Source organism: Klebsiella sp. JN_Kp122 (assembly GCF_040062085.1).
Lineage (GTDB): Bacteria > Pseudomonadota > Gammaproteobacteria > Enterobacterales > Enterobacteriaceae > Klebsiella > Klebsiella aerogenes.
The window spans coordinates 106,433-127,528 of sequence record NZ_JBEAHW010000015.1 but is presented as its reverse complement, the minus strand read 5'-3'; the positions used below and the strand labels follow the sequence as shown (position 1 = coordinate 127,528).

15 protein-coding genes and 1 pseudogene are annotated in these 21,096 nt (G+C 57.1%); 6 read left to right on the top strand and 10 right to left on the bottom strand.

From position 1 onward, the window contains the following. Positions 1-52 precede the first annotated feature (52 nt). On the bottom strand, positions 53-2,332 hold the full coding sequence (gene maeB, locus ABLU78_RS04650) for an NADP-dependent oxaloacetate-decarboxylating malate dehydrogenase (protein ID WP_015703139.1): 2,280 nt from the start codon (positions 2,330-2,332) through the stop codon (positions 53-55). A gap of 293 nt (positions 2,333-2,625) precedes the next feature. On the opposite strand from maeB, the gene tal reads away from it, so the two are divergent. Further along, on the top strand, positions 2,626-3,594 hold the full coding sequence (gene tal / locus ABLU78_RS04645) for a transaldolase (protein ID WP_015703140.1): 969 nt from the start codon (positions 2,626-2,628) through the stop codon (positions 3,592-3,594). 6 nt (positions 3,595-3,600) lie between these two features. Continuing rightward, positions 3,601-5,595, top strand: coding sequence for a transketolase (gene tkt, locus ABLU78_RS04640; RefSeq protein ID WP_015365478.1), 1,995 nt, complete (start codon positions 3,601-3,603; stop codon positions 5,593-5,595). Here tkt and ABLU78_RS04635 read toward each other — a convergent pair. The 3 genes and pseudogenes from ABLU78_RS04635 to aegA form a co-directional block, all read right to left on the bottom strand. Next, a complete protein-coding gene (locus tag ABLU78_RS04635) occupies positions 5,585-6,631 on the bottom strand; it encodes a DUF1176 domain-containing protein (RefSeq protein ID WP_015365477.1) in 1,047 nt (348 codons plus the stop codon). The two genes, tkt and ABLU78_RS04635, sit on opposite strands and share 11 nt — an antisense overlap. Before the next feature lie 77 nt (positions 6,632-6,708). Continuing rightward, positions 6,709-7,306 (bottom strand): annotated as a pseudogene (gene nudK / locus ABLU78_RS04630) (GDP-mannose pyrophosphatase NudK). A gap of 58 nt (positions 7,307-7,364) precedes the next feature. After that, complete coding sequence (aegA, locus tag ABLU78_RS04625) at positions 7,365-9,335, bottom strand: formate-dependent uric acid utilization protein AegA (RefSeq protein WP_048229185.1); 1,971 nt, start codon at positions 9,333-9,335, stop codon at positions 7,365-7,367. 383 nt (positions 9,336-9,718) lie between these two features. Here aegA and acrD point away from each other — a divergent pair, with 383 nt between their 5' ends. Continuing rightward, positions 9,719-12,832 carry a multidrug efflux RND transporter permease AcrD gene (acrD, locus tag ABLU78_RS04620; protein ID WP_020078200.1) on the top strand — a complete coding sequence of 1,038 codons (3,114 nt, stop codon included), beginning with the start codon at positions 9,719-9,721 and terminating at the stop codon, positions 12,830-12,832. A gap of 84 nt (positions 12,833-12,916) precedes the next feature. On the opposite strand, the gene ypfM is transcribed toward acrD, so the two are convergent. Next, positions 12,917-12,976 (bottom strand): protein YpfM, encoded by a 60-nt coding sequence (ypfM, locus tag ABLU78_RS04615; RefSeq protein WP_087867655.1) that lies wholly within the window; start codon positions 12,974-12,976, stop codon positions 12,917-12,919. Between the two features lie 355 nt (positions 12,977-13,331). Here ypfM and ABLU78_RS04610 point away from each other — a divergent pair, with 355 nt between their 5' ends. The 3 genes from ABLU78_RS04610 to ABLU78_RS04600 are packed head-to-tail and all read left to right on the top strand — an operon-like array spanning position 13,332 to position 15,073. Next, entirely contained in the window at positions 13,332-13,688 is a 357-nt protein-coding gene (locus ABLU78_RS04610; protein WP_048229188.1) for an ArsC family reductase, read from the top strand. Between the two features lie 3 nt (positions 13,689-13,691). Continuing rightward, entirely contained in the window at positions 13,692-14,819 is a 1,128-nt protein-coding gene (gene dapE, locus ABLU78_RS04605; RefSeq protein ID WP_015365471.1) for a succinyl-diaminopimelate desuccinylase, read from the top strand. A gap of 53 nt (positions 14,820-14,872) precedes the next feature. Beyond that, positions 14,873-15,073, top strand: coding sequence for a YpfN family protein (locus ABLU78_RS04600; protein WP_015365470.1), 201 nt, complete (start codon positions 14,873-14,875; stop codon positions 15,071-15,073). Positions 15,074-15,382: 309 nt separating this feature from the next. Here the strand turns inward: ABLU78_RS04600 and ypfH are convergent, their stop codons facing one another. The 5 genes from ypfH to bamC all read right to left on the bottom strand — a co-directional run bounded on the left by ypfH (position 15,383) and on the right by bamC (position 21,086). Further along, complete coding sequence (gene ypfH, locus ABLU78_RS04595; RefSeq protein ID WP_020078198.1) at positions 15,383-16,081, bottom strand: esterase; 699 nt, start codon at positions 16,079-16,081, stop codon at positions 15,383-15,385. 107 nt (positions 16,082-16,188) lie between these two features. Beyond that, positions 16,189-18,189 (bottom strand): GNAT family N-acetyltransferase, encoded by a 2,001-nt coding sequence (locus tag ABLU78_RS04590; protein ID WP_048229189.1) that lies wholly within the window; start codon positions 18,187-18,189, stop codon positions 16,189-16,191. Positions 18,190-18,198: 9 nt separating this feature from the next. Next, a complete protein-coding gene (locus ABLU78_RS04585) occupies positions 18,199-19,074 on the bottom strand; it encodes a neutral zinc metallopeptidase (protein WP_015365467.1) in 876 nt (291 codons plus the stop codon). A 121-nt stretch (positions 19,075-19,195) separates the two neighbouring features. Then, positions 19,196-19,909 carry a phosphoribosylaminoimidazolesuccinocarboxamide synthase gene (gene purC, locus ABLU78_RS04580; protein WP_015703148.1) on the bottom strand — a complete coding sequence of 238 codons (714 nt, stop codon included), beginning with the start codon at positions 19,907-19,909 and terminating at the stop codon, positions 19,196-19,198. 142 nt (positions 19,910-20,051) lie between these two features. Beyond that, entirely contained in the window at positions 20,052-21,086 is a 1,035-nt protein-coding gene (gene bamC / locus ABLU78_RS04575) for an outer membrane protein assembly factor BamC (protein ID WP_015365465.1), read from the bottom strand. Positions 21,087-21,096: the final 10 nt, after the last annotated feature.

The following is a 21,096-nucleotide window of genomic DNA, read 5'->3' as shown; positions in this document are numbered from 1 at the left end:
TCTCCTGAGACAAAAAAGCCCCGGATTACCGGGGCTTACTTTTTTATTGTGCTTACAGCGGCTGGGTCTGCGCTTCCACGACCGCCAGCGCCACCATGTTGACGATACGGCGCACGGAGGCGATAGGCGTGAGAATATGCACCGGCTTAGCGATACCCATCAGTACCGGCCCGACGGTTACCCCTTCCGAACTGGAGACGCGCAGCAGGTTGTAGCTGATACGCGCGGCTTCCATATTCGGCATCACCAGAATATTAGCCGCCCCTTTCAGCGGGCTATCCGGCATACGATCGTTGCGGATGCTCTCCACCAGCGCGGCGTCGCCGTGCATTTCGCCGTCAATCATCAGATCCGGCGCGCTCGCTTTCACCAATTCCAGCGTTTTGCGCATTTTGCTGGCGGACGGGCAATCAGCTGAACCGAAGTTAGAGTGCGACAGCAGCGCCACGCGCGGTTCGATACCAAAACGACGCACGCTTTCCGCCGCCATCAGGGTGATCTCCGCCAGTTCTTCCGGCGATGGATCGTGGTTGACATAGGTATCGGCAATAAAAGTGTTACCGCTTGGCAGCAGCAGCGCGTTCATCGCCCCGGCGGTGCTGACGCCGTCGCGGAAGCCAAACAGCGGCTGTACTACGCGATAGTGCTCATGATAATCGCCGATGGTTCCGCAGATCATCGCGTCCGCCTCACCGCGATGAACCATGATCGCGCCAATGACCGAGGTGTTGCTAATTACTGCCCGTTGCGCCTGCTCCTGGGTAATGCCGCGGCGCTTCATCAGCTGATAGTACTCGCTCCAGTACTCTTTGAAGCGCGGATCGGATTCATTATTGACGATTTCGAAGTCCACGCCCGCTTTAATCTGCAGGCCCAGTTTCTGGATGCGCATTTCAATCACGCTCGGGCGACCGATGAGGATTGGCTTCGCCAGCCCCAGAGAAACCAGCTCCTGCGTGGCGTGCAGCACACGAGTCTCCTCACCTTCCGCCAGCACCACGCGCTTCGGCTCTTTGCGCGCCTGGGAGAAGATCGGCTTCATAAACAGGTTAGTTTTATAAACGAACTCGCTCAGCTTCTCGATGTAGGCATCGAAGTCGGCAATCGGCCGGGTCGCCACGCCTGATTCCATCGCCGCTTTAGCGACCGCTGGCGCGATCTTGACGATCAGGCGCGGATCGAACGGTTTCGGAATAATGTACTCCGGGCCAAAGCTGAGATCCTGGTCGCCATAGGCGGAAGCCACGACTTCGCTCTGTTCGGCATGCGCCAGCTCGGCGATAGCATGAACCGCCGCCAGCTTCATCTCTTCGTTTATCGCCGTCGCGCCAACATCCAGCGCGCCGCGGAAGATGAACGGGAAGCACAGCACGTTGTTGACTTGGTTTGGATAGTCGGAACGGCCGGTACAAATAATCACGTCGTCGCGCACTTCCTTCGCCAGCGGCGGCAGGATTTCCGGCTCCGGGTTCGCCAGCGCGAGGATCAGCGGCGAGCGCGCCATCTTCTTGACCATCTCCGGAGTCAGAACTTTCGGCCCGGAGCAGCCAAGGAAAATGTCCGCGCCATCGATGACATCGTCGAGGGTACGTTTCCCGTCGTCTTCCACCGCGTAGGCCGCTTTGGTTTCCGCCATGTTGGCTTCGCGGTCTTTATAGATAACGCCTTTGGAGTCGCAGACCACGATATTGTGTTTCTGCATTCCCAGCGCCACCAGCAGGTTCATACAGGCGATAGCCGCCGCTCCCGCGCCGGAGACCACCATCCGCACATCAGAGAGATTCTTCTCAACCACCCGCAGACCGTTGAGGATCGCCGCAGTGCTGATAATCGCCGTGCCGTGCTGATCGTCGTGGAACACCGGAATATTCATGCGCTCACGCAGTTTCTGCTCAATGTAGAAACATTCCGGCGCTTTAATATCTTCGAGGTTGATGCCGCCAAACGTCGGCTCCAGGGCGGCAACGACATTAATGAATTTGTCAGGATCCAGCTCATCAACTTCAATATCGAACACATCGATACCGGCGAACTTTTTAAACAGAACGCCCTTTCCTTCCATTACCGGTTTTCCGGCCAGCGCGCCGATATTGCCTAAACCGAGGACGGCGGTACCGTTGGAGACCACCGCCACAAGGTTGCCGCGAGCGGTGTATTTGTAAGCGGCCAAAGGATCCTTCTCAATTTCCAGGCACGGCGCGGCAACGCCCGGCGAATATGCCAGCGCCAGATCGCGTTGGGTCGCCAGGGGCTTAGTCGGCGACACCTGAATTTTCCCGGGCACCGGGAACTCGTGGAAATCGAGGGCGCTTTGTTTCAACTGCTCATCCATTTTATGGTTCCTTTCACGTATCGAATCGTAGGGGGTGAAGCGTGATGGCGAGCCGTCGGCCCGCCTTAAGGCGAGGCTTAGTATCGCGCCTGACGGCGGTTTAAACTTTGAAGGCCGCCATACTCTTGCCATCACAAAGGTCTGGTTGTTATCAATTTATAATATTTATGTAACCTAGTTTCACGGTCAATGATAGCCCCGTCTGCTATGCTTTTTAGTTATGTACCTCATCACGACCTCTACCGCATAACGACAAGAACTCATGCAACTTATTGTTCCAGGAGTACTTTTTAATGAACCAGCTAGACAGTATCAAACAATTCACCACCGTAGTCGCCGACAGCGGCGACATTGAATCTATCCGCCACTATCAGCCTGAAGATGCCACCACCAACCCTTCGCTGCTCTTAAAGGCTGCCGGACTGGATAACTACGCCGGGCTTATCGATGATGCCCTCGCCTGGGCTGCAAAACAGGGCGGCAACCGCGAGACGCAGGTCGCCAATGCCTGCGATAAACTGGCGGTCAATTTTGGTGCGGAAATACTCAAAAGCATCCCAGGGCGCGTCTCCACCGAAGTCGATGCCCGTCTCTCCTTCAATCGTGAAAAAAGTATCGAGAAAGCACGCCATCTGGTCGCTCTCTATCAGGAAATGGGGATCGATAAGTCGCGGATCCTGATCAAACTAGCCTCCACCTGGGAAGGGATCCGCGCCGCGGAGGTGCTGGAAAAAGAAGGGATTCACTGCAACCTGACGCTGCTGTTCTCTTTCGCCCAGGCTCGCGCCTGCGCTGAAGCCGGCGTGTTTCTGATTTCGCCCTTCGTCGGGCGTATTTACGATTGGTATCAGGCGCGTCAGCCGTTAGATCCTTACGTGGTTGATGAAGACCCGGGGGTGAAATCGGTGCGCAATATCTACGACTATTTCAAACTCCATAAGTACAACACCATCGTGATGGGCGCCAGCTTCCGCCGTACCGAACAAATCCTCGCGCTGGTCGGCTGCGACCGCCTCACCATCTCCCCGGCCTTGTTACAAGAGCTGCAGGCCAGCGACGCGCCGGTAGTACGCAAACTCATCCCCGCTCATCAGATACTGCCGCGCCCGGTTCCGATGAGCGAAGCGGAATTCCGCTGGGAGCATAACCAGGATCCGATGGCGGTAGAAAAACTGGCGGAAGGTATTCGCCAGTTCGCCGTCGATCAACGCAAACTGGAAGATCTGCTAGCAGCAAAACTGTCATCCTTTGTCACGGAGTAAACGACTATGTCCCGAAGAGAGCTTGCTAACGCCATTCGCGCCCTGAGCATGGACGCCGTCCAGAAAGCCAATTCCGGCCACCCCGGCGCTCCGATGGGGATGGCGGATATCGCCGAAGTGCTGTGGAACGATTTTCTCAAGCACAACCCGACAAACCCGCACTGGTACGATCGCGATCGTTTCATTTTGTCTAACGGCCATGCTTCGATGCTGCTGTATAGCCTGCTGCATTTGACCGGCTACGATCTGCCGATGAATGAGCTGAAAAACTTCCGCCAGCTGCATTCGAAAACGCCGGGTCACCCGGAACATGGTTATACACCCGGCGTGGAAACCACCACCGGGCCGCTCGGCCAGGGGCTGGCTAACGCCGTCGGGATGGCTATCGCCGAACGTACGCTGGCGGCGCAGTTTAACCGTCCCGGCCACGACATCGTCGATCACTACACCTGGGTGTTTATGGGCGATGGCTGTCTGATGGAGGGGATTTCTCACGAGGCCAGTTCGCTGGCGGGCACCCTGGGATTAGGCAAGCTGATCGGGTTCTACGATCACAACGGTATCTCTATTGACGGCCACGTTGAAGGCTGGTTCACCGACGATACCGCCGAGCGCTTTCGCGCCTACCACTGGCACGTGATTGGCGATATCGACGGTCACGACCCCCAGGCGGTGAAGCAGGCAATCCAGGAGGCGCAGGCGGTAACAGACAAACCCTCGCTGATTATTTGCCGCACCATAATCGGCTTTGGTTCACCAAATAAAGCCGGTTCCGAAGAGTCGCACGGCGCGGCATTGGGGGAAAAAGAGGTCGCGCTGGCCCGCGAACAGCTGGGCTGGAAATATCCGCCGTTTGAAATCCCGAAAGAAATTTATCAGGGCTGGGATGCGCGGCCGCGCGGCGAGAAAGCAGAACATGCGTGGAATGAAAAATTCGCCGCTTATCAGCAGCAGTATCCAGAACTGGCGGCTGAGCTTAAACGGCGCATGGAAGGCGAGCTCCCGGATAACTGGCAAAAAACGGCCCGCGATTATGTAGCGAAGCTACAGTCGGAACCGGCGAAGATCGCCAGCCGTAAGGCTTCACAAAATGCGCTTAACGCCTACGGCCCGGATTTGCCTGAGCTGCTCGGTGGTTCCGCCGACCTGGCGCCCAGTAACCTGACGATCTGGTCCGGCTCGAAGTCGATCAAAGAGGATCAGGCGGGTAATTATATCCACTACGGCGTACGCGAATTCGGTATGACCGCGGTGGCTAACGGCATCGCCCTGCACGGCGGTTTTATTCCCTATACCTCGACTTTCCTGATGTTCGTCGAATACGCGCGTAACGCCGCACGCATGGCGGCGCTGATGAAGGCGCATCAGATTATGGTCTATACCCATGATTCAATCGGCCTTGGCGAAGATGGCCCAACGCACCAGGCGGTAGAGCAGCTGGCAAGCCTGCGGCTGACGCCCAATTTTAGTACCTGGCGTCCGTGCGATCAGGTGGAAACCGCCGTCGCCTGGCAGGCGGCCATTGAGCGCAAGGACGGCCCTACCGCATTAATCCTTTCGCGACAGAATCTGGCGCAAATGGCCCGTACGCCGGAACAGGTGCAGGAAATTGCTCGCGGCGGTTACGTTCTGAAGGATGCGGGCGGCAAGCCGGATCTCATCCTGATCGCCACCGGTTCGGAAGTCGAGATCGCCGTTCAGGCGGCGGAGACGCTGCTGGCCAGCGGCATAAACGTGCGGGTGGTGTCGCTGCCTTCCACCGACGTTTTCGATGCTCAGGATGAGGCCTGGCGCGAGTCGGTGCTGCCTTCCGATGTTAGCGCCCGCGTCGCTATCGAAGCCGGTATCGCCGACTACTGGTATAAATATGTCGGCCTGAAAGGCGCAATTGTTGGTATGACCCGCTACGGGGAATCGGCGCCCGCCGACAAGCTGTTCCCGTTCTTCGGCTTTACCGCTGAACATATTGTCGAAGTCAGCCGTAAGGTGCTTAACGGGTGATCCATAGTGTGGGCCAGGCGTCTGGCCCCTGCCAGTTATCGCACTGCGGTTGCTGAGCGTAGCGGGTCAAATTGAACCGCTGGCCGTCATAACGCCAGCGGGTTTGGATCCCGCAATCGCCCGGCGCGCGGCCTTTATCGAAGGTCACCAGTTCATGACGCTGCTCGTCAAAGCTGGCGTTAATCAACTCAATATCGCGCGGCGCATTGCCGGGCGGCTGGAAAGGCAGCGCCAGGCGCACCTGGCGGGCAAGATGCGGCGTTTTGCGCGACACCAGCCACGCCAGCCAAACGGTATTGTAGGCGCCCGCTTCGCAACTGGTCATCAGCAGAACTTTCTCATCGGTCAGCGCGGTGACGCGGATTTCCCGGCGGAAAGGATCGAGCGAACAGGGGCTGGCGTTCATCCGCTCATTGCCGTAATCGATAAGCTCATTTAGTTCGTCGCGGCTGAGGGGCGACTGCGCCACCTCCGCTTTGCCTACGGTGCGCAACGCCGGCGCTGGCGGTACGCTGAGCGGTGGTTCTTCACCTTTGCCGACCCACGCGGTTTCGCTGCCGACCCGCTTTTGCCGATTATCAATAAATAGCAGCGCGGCCTTCAGGCCCTTCAATGAAATGCTTTGCAGACCGTTTTGCAGGGTAATCTCTTTCCCCTCCTGGGCCTGCTGCAGGAAAGCGTCGATACTGACGCTATCACCGGTTTTAATCAGCTTATCGGCAATCTGCCAATGTTTACCGTCAAAATGCAGCGGTTTTCCATCTAGCTGCAGCCGCGGGCCGATGGCCGCCAGCGCGGCAACCGGATTACCGACGCCGCCAAGTTCGATGCGTAAAGCGGCATCGGTGGCTGCCCCCGCGCTGCGGCTTAACGTCATCACCAATCCATGATGCAGCCCGACATTACGCGTGACGCAATAATTTTGATTGTTGCAGGTGACAAGCCAGTCTCCAAACAACTGCTGGGCTGGCGCCGCCCACGCCAACGACGTCGGCAGAAAACCGAAAAAAAGCAGCATTAAAACCCGATGAAACATGAGCGGCACAATCCCGAAGTATGACTGACAGAGTGATTTCTAATTCATCATTATCATCAGCACTGGCGGGGTTTTGCTCAATCAGATTTATCAGAGATCCCGCGACATCAGGCCGGAATTTTGTAGGTATTGCAGCAGGATCACCGCTTTGCCATCCTGAATTTCACCGCTGGCGATCATCTCCAGCGCCCGGACGAACGGCAGTTCCAGCACCTCAATATCTTCATCATCCACGCCGCCGCCCCGGTTAGCACGCTGCGCTTCGCTGTATTCGGCGATAAAAAAGTGAATCAGTTCGGTCACGCCGCCGGGCGACATATAGAGTTCGAAGACCTTGCGCGCCTCGCCGACCTGATAGCCGGTCTCCTCAATCGCCTCCTTGCGGATGCATACCTCTGGCGCGTCGTTATCCAGCAGTCCGGCGCAGGTTTCAATCAGCATGCCATCCGGGTTGCCGTTAACCCAGGTGGCGACGCGGAACTGACACACCAGTACCACGCTCTGCTTGTTGGGGTTGTAAAGCAGAACCGTGGCGCCGTTGCCGCGATCGTACACTTCGCGTTTGTGACGCACGACGCTGCCGTCGCGGCGCGTCAACTCATAGGTCATGTTGCGCAGCAGAAAGTAGTTTTCGGAGAGGATTTTATCTTTAATGACGTGAATATTAAGTGACATGCAAACTCCGCAGCGTGAAATAACCCAGTCATACTACGCCGTGGAGCCTGCTTTGTCGTTAGTGCGGCAGTGCGGAAGCGACCCCAAGATAGTCCATGATCCCCTGCGCGGCATGCCGCCCTTCCGCCATCGCCGTCACCACCAAATCCGCGCCGCGTACCGCGTCGCCGCCGGCAAAGATCTTCTGATTACTGGTCTGGTAACGATAGCGGCTCTCCACGTTCGCCTTGATCCGCCCGCGACTGTCCAGCTGTACCCCTGCGGCTTCCAGCCACGGCATCGAATGCGGGTGGAAACCAAACGCCATAATGACCGCATCGGCAGGCATCACAAATTCGCTGCCGGGGATCGGCGACGGGCTGCGGCGGCCCTGTGCGTCCGGTTCGCCAAGCTGGGTACGCAGAAAACGCACGCCGCTGACCCGGCCGCCCTCGCCGAGCTCAAGGGTGATCGGCTGAACATTGAATTCAAAGTTCGCCCCCTCTTCGCGGGCGTTTTTGACCTCTTTTTTCGACCCCGGCATGTTAGCTTCATCCCGACGATAGGCGCAGGTGACCCGTTGCGCGCCGTGGCGCAGCGCGGTACGCACGCAGTCCATCGCCGTATCGCCGCCCCCCAGCACGACAACATTCAGCCCGGCGGTATCGATATAAGGTTCATCGACCAGCGCTTCCAGCCCCATCACTTGTTTAGTGTTGGCGATAAGGAACGGCAGCGCTTCATACACGCCCGGCGCCTCCTCATTGGGCAGACCGGCTTTCATCGAGCGATAGGTACCGGCGCCGACGAAAACCGCGTCATAGTCTGCAAGCAGTTGAGCGAGTTCGATGTCTTTGCCCACCTCGCAGTTCAGTTCAAAGCGGATGCCCATTTGGCTGAAAATCTCGCGCCGACGGGCCAGCAATGATTTATCCAGCTTGAAAGGCGGAATACCGAAAGTCAGCAAGCCGCCGATTTCCGGGTGGCGATCGAACACCACCGGCGCCACGCCGCTACGCGCCAGAAGGTCGGCGCAGGCCAGGCCCGCAGGCCCGGCGCCGATGATGGCAACCTTCTTGCCGCTGGCTTTTACCGCCGAAAGGTTCGGGCGCCAGCCGTCGGCCAGCGCCTGGTCGGAGATATAGCGTTCGATGTTGCCGATAGTCACCGAGCCGCTCTCGTCGCGCAGCGTGCAGGCGCCTTCGCACAGGCGATCCTGCGGGCAGACGCGGCCTGTGATTTCCGGCAGACAGTTGGTTTGATGGGAAAGCTCAACGGCGCTGGCGATGTCGCCGGCTTTTACCCGCTCGATCCACTGCGGAATATGGTTATGCAGCGGACAGGTCCACTCGCAGATGCTGCGATCGCCACATTTCAGACAGCGTTGCGTTTCCCGCCGCGCCTGTTCGGCGCTGAAGGGCAAATAGATTTCGCCAAAGTGCTGTTTACGGACATCAGCCGCCAGTTTATCCGCCTCGCCGCGCGCGGGCGTGGCCGCCATCTGGCTGGCCTTATCGCCAGAGGTTGACGCTAAAGCGGTCAAAGTACGATGTTGCCACGACGCCGCATCCGCACGCGCTGCCCGCAGGCGCCGCGTTTTCGCCATCTCGCTTAGCGTTGAATCGGTCGCCAGCTGTAATGCCTGCGCCGGACAATTCTGCACGCAGGCTGGCCCGGCTTGGCGCTCATAGCATAAGTCGCACTTGTGCGCCGTTGCCCTGCCGTCTGGCGTGACGACGATTTGCATCACGCCAAAGGGGCAAGCCACCACGCAGGATTTACAGCCAATACATTTTTCTCCATGCACCAATACGCTGTCATCCTGCTGGCTAATGGCGCCATTAGGGCAACTACGCACGCAGGGCGCGCCTTCACAGTGACGACAGGTTACCGCGTTACGCTGTTTCTGGTTTTTAATAACGGTAATACGCGGCAAAAAGCGCTGTGGGGTCAAGACATGTTGTTCGCCATTATGCGCCATCACGCAGGCCACTTCGCAGCCCCTGCATCCGATGCATTTGCGACTATCGCTCATAATAAAGTGGTTCATACATCCTTCCGGCTTATCGCTAATAACCCCTCATTTAGTATGACTGTTTATTACCTGACATCATGACCGTGGGACAATGGTCATTTGCCCAGAAATCGGCTTTTCTCGCCAGAATCCGGTTTAGATCAAAAATATTGACCTGAATGAAATTTTGTTTCATTTAGCTGAGCAATAATAGGCGGCTTTGACGGAATGACAGAAAAGACGTGATAAGCGCATATAAATTCAGAGAGGAGCGGCAGAGGTTTCTTTACGCTCTCATAAAAGACACATGATAAATTACACTATCTCCTTAATTTCTCCACGATTGCCTGCGGGGTTAACTATAAAGTGTCACAAGCTGCGCAATAACAAAAAATGTATACAATGAGGTCCTGATTCCGATGGCGAATTTCTTTATCGATCGCCCCATCTTTGCCTGGGTTTTGGCTATTCTGTTGGTCCTGACCGGCACGTTGGCAATTTTGTCGCTCCCCGTAGAACAATATCCGGATTTGGCGCCGCCTAACGTCCGGGTGACGGCAAATTATCCCGGCGCCTCCGCGCAGACGCTGGAGAATACCGTGACCCAGGTTATCGAACAGAATATGACCGGCCTCGATAACCTCATGTATATGTCATCGCAGAGTAGCGCCACCGGTCAGGCAACGGTTACCCTGAGCTTTACCGCCGGTACCGACCCGGATGAGGCCGTGCAGCAGGTACAAAACCAGCTGCAATCGGCGATGCGTAAACTGCCGCAGGCGGTACAAAATCAGGGGGTCACGGTGCGCAAAACCGGCGACACCAACATTCTCACTCTCGCGTTTGTCTCTACCGACGGCAGCATGGATAAGCAGGATATTGCTGACTACGTCGCCAGTAACGTGCAGGATCCTCTAAGCCGCGTCAACGGCGTCGGCGATATCGACGCCTACGGTTCGCAGTACTCGATGCGCATCTGGCTCGATCCGGCGAAACTCAACAGCTATCAGATGACGGCGAAAGATGTGACTGACGCCATCGAATCGCAGAACGCGCAGATTGCCGTCGGCCAGTTGGGCGGTACCCCGTCGGTGGATAAACAGGCGCTGAACGCCACCATCAACTCACAATCGCTGCTACAAACGCCACAGCAGTTCCGCGATATTACCCTGCGCGTGAATCAGGATGGTTCGGAAGTCACGCTGGGCGATGTCGCCAGCGTCGAAATGGGCGCTGAAAAATATGATTATCTGAGCCGCTATAATCGTCAGGCCGCTTCGGGACTGGGAATTAAGCTCGCCTCCGGCGCCAACGAAATGGCCACCGCCGAGCGCGTTATCGCCCGTCTTGATGAACTGTCGCAATATTTTCCGCACGGGCTGCAGTATAAAGTCGCCTACGAGACCACCTCTTTTGTAAAAGCCTCGATTACCGATGTGGTAAAAACGCTTCTGGAGGCGATTCTGCTGGTGTTCCTGGTCATGTATTTGTTCTTGCAGAACTTCCGCGCGACCCTGATCCCGACCATCGCCGTGCCGGTGGTATTGATGGGCACCTTCGCGGTGCTCTACGCCTGCGGTTACAGTATTAACACCCTGACGATGTTCGCGACGGTGCTGGCTATCGGCCTGCTGGTCGATGACGCCATTGTCGTGGTCGAAAACGTCGAACGCATTATGAGCGAGGAAGGGCTCTCGCCGCGCGAAGCGACGCGAAAATCGATGAAGCAGATCCAGGGCGCGCTTGTCGGTATCGCTATGGTGCTATCGGCGGTATTCGTGCCCATGGCCTTCTTCGGCGGCACCACCGGCGCCATTTACCGCCAGTTCTCCATTACCATCGTTTCAGCAATGGTGCTGTCGGTGCTGGTAGCGATGATCCTCACCCCGGCGCTGTGCGCCACGCTGTTAAAACCGATTCACAAAGGCGAAGTACATGGTCAAAAAGGGTTCTTTGGCTGGTTTAACCGCGCCTTCAACCGCAGCGCCAGCCGCTATGAAACTTTCGTAGGCAAAATTCTCCACCGCTCGCTGCGCTGGATTTTGATTTACGTCCTGCTGCTCGGCGGCATGGTGCTGCTGTTCCTGCATCTGCCGACTTCGTTCCTGCCGCTGGAAGACCGCGGTATGTTCACCACCTCGATACAGCTTCCGAGCGGTTCCACCCAACAGCAGACGCTGAAAGTGGTGCAGAAAGCGGAAGATTATTTCCTCAATAACGAGAAGAGTAACGTCGAGTCGGTATTTGCTACCGTCGGCTCCGGCCCCGGCGGCAACGGCCAGAACGTCGCTCGTATGTTTGTCCGCCTGAAAGACTGGGACCAGCGAGACCCGACAACCGGTTCCTCGTTCGCTATCATTGAGCGCGCGACCAAAGCCTTCAATAAAATTAAAGAAGCGCGCGTTTTTGCCAGCAGCCCACCGGCCATCAGCGGTCTTGGCAGCTCCGCGGGCTTCGATATGGAGCTCGAAGACCACGCCGGTAATGGTCACGAGGCGTTGATGTCAGCACGCGACAAGCTGCTGGAGCTGGCGGCTAACAACGACCAGCTCACCCGCGTTCGCCACAACGGTCTGGACGACAGCCCGCAGCTGCAGGTTGATATCGACCAGCGTAAAGCCCAGGCGCTGGGGGTCTCTATTGATGATATTAACGATACGCTGCAGACCGCCTGGGGTTCGAGCTACGTAAACGACTTTATGGATCGCGGACGCGTGAAGAAGGTCTACGTCCAGGCAGCGGCGAAATATCGCATGCTGCCTGACGATATCAATTTGTGGTATGTGCGTAACAGTAGCGGCACCATGGTACCGTTCTCCGCCTTCGCCACCTCGCGTTGGGAAACGGGGTCACCGCGCCTCGAACGTTACAATGGCTACTCAGCGGTCGAGATCGTCGGTGAGGCCGCGCCAGGCGTCAGTACCGGTACCGCCATGACCATCATGGAAGAGTTAGCCAAACAGCTACCGAACGGTTTCGGCCTGGAATGGACGGCGATGTCCTATCAGGAGCGTTTGTCTGGCGCTCAGGCGCCTGCTCTGTACGCCATTTCGCTGCTGGTGGTGTTCCTGTGTCTGGCGGCGCTATATGAAAGCTGGTCGGTACCGTTCTCGGTGATGCTGGTGGTGCCGCTGGGAGTTATCGGCGCGCTGCTGGCGACCTGGATGCGCGGCCTGGAAAACGATGTCTACTTCCAGGTTGGCCTGCTGACGGTCATCGGCTTGTCGGCAAAGAACGCCATCCTGATTGTTGAGTTCGCCAACGAACTGAACCAGAAAGGCGAAGATCTGCTGATTGCCACGCTATCGGCCTGCCGCCAGCGTCTACGCCCGATACTGATGACCTCGCTGGCGTTTATCTTCGGCGTGCTGCCAATGGCCACCAGTACCGGCGCGGGTTCCGGCAGTCAGCATGCGGTCGGTACCGGCGTCATGGGCGGGATGCTCTCCGCCACCGTGCTGGCCATCTTCTTTGTGCCGCTGTTCTTCGTGTTGGTGCGCCGCCGCTTCCCGCTGAAAGAGAGGCCGGAATAAACCTGCAAATAACAGAAAAGGCGACTGTCATAGTCGCCTTTTTCATGGGTCAAACATTGTCTTCAGTACCGACAAAGCCAGATTTTATTTACGCAGCATGTCTTCAATAAAATCTTTCCAGTTCCCCAGTTCATGTTCAATCATAATAGCCTCTCTTATTATTATGGCGATTTTAGATAAATTCCCCGCTCAGGAGAAGTTCATCCGATCTATCGCTCTAATCGCTTTTCTTGTCACCGCAAGCCTTGAATACTCTGGCTTGCGGCTACCATAAGCCGGTTCATGTAAATTTAATGTGACACAGAGCAACATTACGCAACATTTTGTTAATATCAGAATTCCTGTAATTCATTATCTTAGTCTGTCGCGAAAAAGAACAAATTTTAATCAGACAAGGCTGAAAAGTTATATTTATCCTGCCGATTCACGTATTATTTAACAAAGCTTATATATTCGGAAAAAACTGAGAAACATATTCTTTTAACGTGAAGGTTTAATTATGTTGACCATGTACGGCATCAAAAACTGCGACACCATTAAAAAGGCCCACCGCTGGCTGGAAGCCCATCAGATTGACTATCGCTTCCATGATTATCGTGTTGACGGACTGGACCGCGAATTGCTGAATACCTTTATTGCCGAATTAGGCTGGGAAGCGCTGCTTAACACCCGCGGTACCACCTGGCGCAAACTCGATGAATCGGTCCGCGCCGGTATCGATAATGCCGATGCGGCGGCGGCGTTGATGTTGGAAATGCCGGCAATTATCAAACGCCCATTGCTCTGCGCGCCCGGTCAGCCTATGCTGCTGGGCTTTAGCGAAGCAAACTACGAAAAATTTATTAACGAGGTGTAGTCTATGTCTTGCCCGGTCATTGAGCTGGCTCAGCAGCTTATTCGCCGCCCTTCCCTTAGCCCCAATGATGCGGGATGCCAGGCGTTAATGATTGAACGCCTGCGGGCGATCGGCTTTACCGTTGAAGCGATGGACTTCGGCGATACGCAAAATTTCTGGGCCTGGCGCGGACAGGGTGAAACGCTGGCCTTTGCCGGCCATACCGATGTGGTGCCGGCCGGCGACGCCGACCGCTGGATCAACCCGCCGTTTGAACCAACTATTCGCGATGGCATGCTGTTTGGCCGCGGCGCGGCGGATATGAAAGGATCGCTGGCGGCAATGGTTGTCGCCGCCGAGCGCTTTGTCGCGCAGTATCCGAACCACAAAGGACGCCTGGCGTTTCTCATCACCTCTGATGAAGAAGCCAGCGCCACCCATGGCACGGTAAAAGTGGTCGAAACGCTGATGGCGCGTAACGAGCGCCTTGATTACTGCCTGGTCGGCGAACCTTCAAGTACCGAAGTGGTCGGCGATGTCGTGAAAAACGGCCGCCGCGGTTCACTCACCTGTAACCTGACGATTCATGGTGTCCAGGGCCACGTCGCTTATCCGCACCTCGCCGATAACCCGGTACACCGCGCGGCGCCGATGCTGGCGGAGCTGGTGGCTATCGAATGGGATAAAGGCAACGAATACTTCCCGCCGACCAGCATGCAAATCGCCAACGTGCAGTCCGGCACCGGCAGTAACAACGTCATCCCAGGCGATATGTTCGTTCAGTTCAACTTCCGTTTCAGCACCGAGTTGACCGACGAGATGATCAAGGCGCGCATCATCGCGCTGCTGGAAAAATATCAGCTGCGCTATACCGTCGAATGGTGGCTTTCCGGCCAGCCATTCCTGACCGGCCGCGGCAATCTTGTCGATGCGGTAGTGAACGCCATTGAGCACTATAATGAAGTAAAACCGCAGTTGCTAACCACCGGCGGTACCTCTGACGGACGCTTTATCGCCCGCATGGGCGCGCAGGTAGTTGAACTGGGTCCGGTGAATGCGACCATTCATAAAATTAATGAATGCGTCAATGCCGCCGACCTGCAGCTGCTGGCGCGGATGTATCAACGCATCATGGAACAACTGGTCGCCTGACGACAATAACGATTACCCTGCAGCGCCGCTGCGGGGTAAAAAGAGGACACAGCATGGAATGGCTTATCAACCACTGGTGGATTCTGGTGTTGGTATTTTTAGTCGGCGTGATGATCAACGTGATTAAAGATCTTAATCGCGTCGACCCGAAAAAATATCTCGATAACAAACCGGATCTGCCGCCGCATCGCGACTTCAATAGCAAGTGGGATGACGACGACGACTGGCCGAACAAAGACCAGCCGAAGAAGTAAACCTGCGCTCCCCGTCATCGCGTAGGCTGGATGCATTCCCGGGTAGCGGCTGACGCCTTACCCGGGCTACGGCCCGTACCATTGCGAGATGAAGCTCTCAATTTTACCTCTGTTCCCATAGCTACTGAAACTGCCGGTGTTGGTGGCCTCAAAATTCCCCGGTGGCGCTGCCGCTTACCGGGGCTACAGCGCTGTGCGATTTGGTAGCCCGGAGAAGGCGCAACGCGCCGCGTCCGGGAAAACCCTTAAAAAAGTTGTAAACCGATAACAGTATCTACCTATACCAGCCGACGTTGTACCGCGGGGCCATTACAGCATTTCGATAATATCGTCATCTTTCGGCGTACCGCCGCTTAGCGCTTCATCAAAATAGTGCTTCGGTACGGTATAACGCAGCCGATCGAGGGCAAACTGCATGCTCCGGTCATCAATGGCATGTCCGAGATCTTCAACGATATCCAGCGTGACATCTCCCCCCAGCTCCTGCAGCCGCTCCTGCGCGGAGACCGCCCACGCCAGATCGATCACCCGATCCTCGCCGCCGTGGATCAGATGCACGGTGGTTTGCGTAGTAGCCGTTTGCGGCAGCGTCGCGTAACGGCCGTTAAAGGCAATCACACGCGACGCCAGCCCTGGCTCGGCTTTAATACTCTCAAGCGACATAATCGCCCCCTGCGAAAAACCGATCAGCGCCGTCGCCTGTGGGCCTAAACCGCTCTGTTTTTGCCAGTAGCGCACCGTTTCAATAAAGGTCGGCATAATGGCATCGATGCGTTGCTGACGATTTTCTTCCGTCACGCCTTGCACCGAAAACCACTGCCGCGCCGGCGCCGGGCCGCAGGGTTCTGCGCCACCGATACTGACAATGAGCGCATTGGGAAATTGCGGCGCAAACCAGCTACCAATTTGCCCCATCGAAACCGGATTATCGCCAACGCCATGAAACAGCAGCAGCAACTGTTGCGCAGGTGTTGCCGGGCTCTGAACAATAAAGTGATCGTGTTTCATGGTTATCTCCTGATGTCTCAGATAAGCAGGAATCTGGCTCCTGATTGATGCAAGGCAGTTTACGCCGCGCAGAGAATATGACCATGCCATTTAACTGAATGAGTTAGTTAAAAAAATTGCAGCTTCCTGACCCACTCGTCCAGCCGTTGCGCGCGGGCAGGATCGAGGCCTGACAGCGCCGCCGCCGCCTCTTCCCGCAGTCGCCCCAACAGCGCCTTGCGCCCGGATAAACCAAGGTTTGCGCACAGCGCTGCCTCATCGTGCTGCGCTAATCGCGCACGAAGCGCCACTAACGGCAGCGGCGTCACCTGCAGAAGCCGGTTCAGACTCCCAACCGCCGTCAGCAGTGGACGATGCGCAAAGGCAAAACCGGCAATCTCCAGCCAGTCCTCCTCAGTAAGCATAGCTGTTTCATCCGCCGTCACCGGAGCGCGTTCGTCACGCCACTGACTTAGCCAGCGTTCATCCCGCGCCAGCCGTTGATGTTCGCGCCAGGCCAGCTGCTGCCCCGCTGCACTGAGCGGATAAAGCGCCATCGCCGTATAGCAACCGCTGCTCGCCTCGCGATGCGTCCCCATCCGCACCAGCAGAAAACCGCAGCGCTGCCAGAAGCGCCATAGTTCAGGGGTATAACCAAAGCTGACGGAGAGATAGTCACAGCCGTGCGTCTGCTTGACGGCATGGGCGATTAAACGCTGCCCCAGCCCTTCGCGCTGACGCGCTGGATGTACGGCAATACGGCTGACGCGCCTGCCGGTCAGCGTCGCCGCCAGTGGGCTGCCGCCATGCGCGGCCAATGACTGGGCCACAAGATTGCCGCGCGGGCGGCGATATCCGGCCCAGACGGCACGGCTAAGTTCAGGTTCAAGCCCTCCCTCCTCCACCAGCCACACCGCGCCAGCGACGCCATCCCCGCAGCGAGCCACGGTAAAGTGCTGGCCCGGCGCATCCATCATCCTGCGCAAATCCAACGGCGACGTGCGGTAATGCGCGCCGGAAAGCAGTTGATAAGCCTCTGATGGGCGCGAGGGTTGTTCGCGCCAGGCACGCTGGCTTAACGTCTCCAGCTGCGGTTCCCCGTGCGGAGCCTGGAGAAACGCCTCATCGTTAAACAACAATAGCCGATCGATAACCGACTCCAGCGGGCAACCCGGCGCCCAGCGAATCGGCGACGACAGGTTATACCGCCGTAGCGTTGGGAAACTGGCGCAAAATTTCAATAAGAAGCCGCGGCCGGTTCCCTCATAGCCCTGAACCGTCGTCGTTAACAGCGTATGGGGAAAACGCGCCGTCAGCTGGCGTAGCGTCGGCGCGGGGATAGCGGCGGCCTCATCAACCACCAGCCAGTCGGCTTTCGTGTCGCTTGCCAGCAGGGCATCAGGCGCCATAAAGCGCATCTTCTGTCCCGCAAAAGCGGCGATGACCGCTGTCGCGTCGCGCGTCGGCGCGGTGACGATGGCGGAGCCGGCGAGCTGATGGATCAACATTCCCGCCAGCGCGGATTTACCGCGCCCGCGCCCGGCGGTGACGGCGGCAATTTCCGGGGGCGATGACAGTAGTGACGAAAGAATGGCGGCCTGTTCGGCCTGCGGGTAGCCATCGGCAGCATGCCAGTGCCTGCGCGGCGCGGCCTCCGGCAACCGTAAGCCGTCGCCCTGTCGCCACAGCGCGACCTCAGGATCCGCGCTAAAGAGTTGAAGACAACGATGGACAAAGTTAGGGATGGCGATCGGTTCAGACGTCTCGCTCCAGCGCAGCGAATCCCCATCCGCCTGCTCAGGCCAGCGGGCAAAATCCGGCGCCAGGAGCACTAACCAACTGCCGGCGCGCAGCGTACCGCCGAGGGCAGCAAAAGCCGCCACGTCAAAACCGTGACGAGCATCGAAGAAGGCATGCAGGAACTCGCGCCCGAGCAGCGTTTTCAGCGCGCCCGGCGCCACGCAGGGTTCCTGCTGCGGCAACGCGCCGACCCACAGACTATCGCCGCCCAGCCGCTCTCGCAGCTCAACGGCCTGCGCCAGACACCAATGTTCGTCGCCGCTGAGCACCAGCAGGCGACGAATACCCTCGCGCGCCATCCGCGCGGTCAGGTCAAGCAGCGTTTCCATCGGCAAACGTTAGCGAAGCGCGCTGCCGAAGGTATTACACTGCGAAGGATCGCCGCTATCGAAACCGCGTTTGAACCACGTATAGCGCTGCTGGGAGGTCCCATGGGTGAAGCTGTCCGGCACCACGCGGCCCTGGCTCTGCTCCTGCAGACGATCGTCGCCGATGGCCTCAGCGGCATTGAGCGCCTCTTGCAGATCGCCGGTTTCCATCACATCCTGTTTTTGCATGTTATTGCCCCAGACGCCCGCAAAGCAGTCTGCCTGCAGCTCCATTTTCACCGACAGGCGGTTCACTTCAGTCTGCGAAGCCTGCTGCTGCATCTGACGGACCTTAGGTTCGATGCCGAGCAGCTTCTGCACATGGTGGCCGACTTCGTGCGCAATCACGTAGCCCTGCGCAAAGTCGCCGTCAGCGCCGAGTTTGTTTTTCATCTCGTCATAGAATGACAGGTCGATATAGACCGTGCTGTCCGCCGGGCAGTAGAACGGCCCCATCACCGATTGACCGGTGCCGCAGCCGGTACGGGTCGCGCCGCGATACATCACCAGCTTCGGCTGTACGTATTGCCGCCCCATCTTTTCAAAAATAGGCCCCCAGGTATCTTCGGTAGTGGCCAGAATAACGGAGGTGAACTTCGCCGCTTCATCATCCTTCGGGCTGATCGAACGCTGGGTTGAAGTCTGCTGCTGCGGCATCGGTTCGCCGGTCAGCATGCCGGTTAAATCCACGCCATAGTAACCCGCCACCAGAACGATAATGAGCAGGACGATGCCGCCTTTACCGCTTGGAATACGGAAACCGCCACCGCCGCCGCCCAGCGGCGAACCTGAATCACTACGTCTGTCTTCCACATTGTCGCTTTCACGACGCCCTTGCCAGCGCATAAGCACCTCTATTCCATCATGTTACGAATATGAGAGATCGTAGGCGGTTCAGCGGAGGATTACCACAGGAAACAACGAATAAGAGTGCCGGAAGAGACGATTTCTTCCGGCGCGGAGGGGATTAGTCGAGCTTGACGCCCAGACGGTGGGCCACTTCTTCGTAAGCTTCGATCAGGCCGCCGAGGCTCTGGCGGAAGCGATCTTTGTCCATTTTATCGAGGGTGTTTTTATCCCACAGACGGCTACCGTCCGGAGAGAATTCATCGCCAAGCACCACTTCGCCTTTGAACAGACCGAACTCCAGCTTGAAGTCGACCAGAATCAGACCAGCATCATCAAACAGTTTGCTGAGTACGTCATTCGCTTTGTAGCTGAGCTCCTTCATGCGCGCCAGGTTTTCTTTATTCACCCAGCCGAACGTCTCACAGTAGGATTCGTTGACCATCGGGTCGTGCATGGCGTCGTTTTTCAGGAACAGGTCGAACAACGGCGGAGTCAGCTCGATACCTTCTTCAATACCCAGGCGTTTCACCAGTGAACCTGCCGCGCGGTTACGAATCACGCATTCAACCGGCACCATATCCAGCTTTTTCACCAGGCATTCAGTATCAGAAAGCAGCGCTTCCATTTGGGTCGGGATACCGGCTTCTTCCAGCTTGCTCATAATGAAATGGTTGAATTTGTTATTCACCATACCTTTACGATCGAACTGTTCGATGCGGGCGCCATCCCCTGCTGACGTATCGTTACGGAATTCAAGTACCAGCAGATCCGGGTTTTCGGTGCTGTATACCGTTTTCGCTTTGCCACGATACAACTCAGCTTGCTTTTTCATCTTTCACCACTCCAGTGATATTAAGCCAAAAAATTACCTTTCCGCCCGTAGGCAAAATCAGGCAAATTACCTGACTTTGCGGCTACGCACACGTTTGCGTCACTATACATTAAAAAGGGCCGGATTGCTCCAGCCCTTTTTATTACTTGTTAAATGCGGCCTGGAATACGGCTACCAGGGCGTCATTTTGCGACTGCGTCAGGGTGTGGCCTTTCGGGTCGATAAACTGCAGACTACTGCGGTTATCGAGATCGCCGACCTGCAGTTTATAGTCGCCAGAGGCCAGCTGCGGGTCACTGGCGCCCAGATCCTGCCAGCTACTGTCAGACAGCGGCTTGTAAGTTACCGCCATGCTGCCCTGAGAGCGAGTGCTGTCGGTTACCTTCATGCCCACTTTTTCAAGCGCGGCCGGCAGTTTCTGCCACACCATGTTGAACGGCGCGCGTACCACCAGCATCGGCAAGCCGGTGTCATCCGCCGCGCTCTGCACGTCGAAGGTCGCGCCAGCGCTTCGCTGCGCCGCGTTCTGCGCATTAGTGGCGTTGGAATCAAGACCGGAAGAGATAACGTTCAGCATTGAGGTGCTGTAGCGCTGCAGAGAAGCCGGGTCAGACACGGGCTTGCCCGCCTGCTCCAGGTTCACCAGCTTCACCACCACCGCCTGCTGATAGCCCTGCGGCTTAACGGAGATTTGATAACGGCCACGGTACTGCTGGTCTTCATCAAGGCGGTTCCACTCTACCCAATCGGTATTCAGCGTCTGGCCTGCATCGTCACGCTTGGTGATGGTGTAGTTTTTCGCCTGTACGATGCTAACCACCTGCGCCCATAAAGAACCGCTGCGGCTGTTTTCCACCATCAGGGTGGAGGTGTCGCCGTTAAACTGGGTACGCGCGCCGCTGACCAGGGCTAAAGGCTGAGCCGGCGGACGAATATCCAGCGCCTTGCCTACCGCACCGGTGCTGGCGGCAACCGGAATGTTGTAGTCGCCAGTCTGCAGCGGCAGGATCATCCCCGCCGGGGCGTGAAGTTCACTGAGCGGCGTGGCATCTAAATAAGCCTCGTCGCCGCTAACCTGACGCTTATAGCGCGAGTCAGAACTACAGGCCGCGAGGAGTAAAACCAGCGAAACACCCGCAACCTTCGCCAGGCGCGACTTCTGTACTGAGTAAGCCATCAAATCTCCC

Excerpts from the sequence above, each read along its gene's own strand:
- ypfH (WP_020078198.1), bottom strand. The coding sequence starts at position 16,081 with ATGAAACACGATCACTTTATTGTTCAGAGCCCGGCAACACCTGCGCAA.
- ABLU78_RS04635 (WP_015365477.1), bottom strand. The coding sequence starts at position 6,631 with ATGTTTCATCGGGTTTTAATGCTGCTTTTTTTCGGTTTTCTGCCGACG.
- dapE (WP_015365471.1), top strand. The coding sequence starts at position 13,692 with ATGTCTTGCCCGGTCATTGAGCTGGCTCAGCAGCTTATTCGCCGCCCT.
- purC (WP_015703148.1), bottom strand. The coding sequence starts at position 19,909 with ATGAAAAAGCAAGCTGAGTTGTATCGTGGCAAAGCGAAAACGGTATAC.
- tal (WP_015703140.1), top strand. The coding sequence starts at position 2,626 with ATGAACCAGCTAGACAGTATCAAACAATTCACCACCGTAGTCGCCGAC.
- ABLU78_RS04585 (WP_015365467.1), bottom strand. The coding sequence starts at position 19,074 with ATGCGCTGGCAAGGGCGTCGTGAAAGCGACAATGTGGAAGACAGACGT.
- aegA (WP_048229185.1), bottom strand. The coding sequence starts at position 9,335 with ATGAACCACTTTATTATGAGCGATAGTCGCAAATGCATCGGATGCAGG.
- ABLU78_RS04610 (WP_048229188.1), top strand. The coding sequence starts at position 13,332 with ATGTTGACCATGTACGGCATCAAAAACTGCGACACCATTAAAAAGGCC.
- bamC (WP_015365465.1), bottom strand. The coding sequence starts at position 21,086 with ATGGCTTACTCAGTACAGAAGTCGCGCCTGGCGAAGGTTGCGGGTGTT.
- maeB (WP_015703139.1), bottom strand. The coding sequence starts at position 2,332 with ATGGATGAGCAGTTGAAACAAAGCGCCCTCGATTTCCACGAGTTCCCG.
- tkt (WP_015365478.1), top strand. The coding sequence starts at position 3,601 with ATGTCCCGAAGAGAGCTTGCTAACGCCATTCGCGCCCTGAGCATGGAC.
- acrD (WP_020078200.1), top strand. The coding sequence starts at position 9,719 with ATGGCGAATTTCTTTATCGATCGCCCCATCTTTGCCTGGGTTTTGGCT.
- ABLU78_RS04590 (WP_048229189.1), bottom strand. The coding sequence starts at position 18,189 with ATGGAAACGCTGCTTGACCTGACCGCGCGGATGGCGCGCGAGGGTATT.
- ABLU78_RS04600 (WP_015365470.1), top strand. The coding sequence starts at position 14,873 with ATGGAATGGCTTATCAACCACTGGTGGATTCTGGTGTTGGTATTTTTA.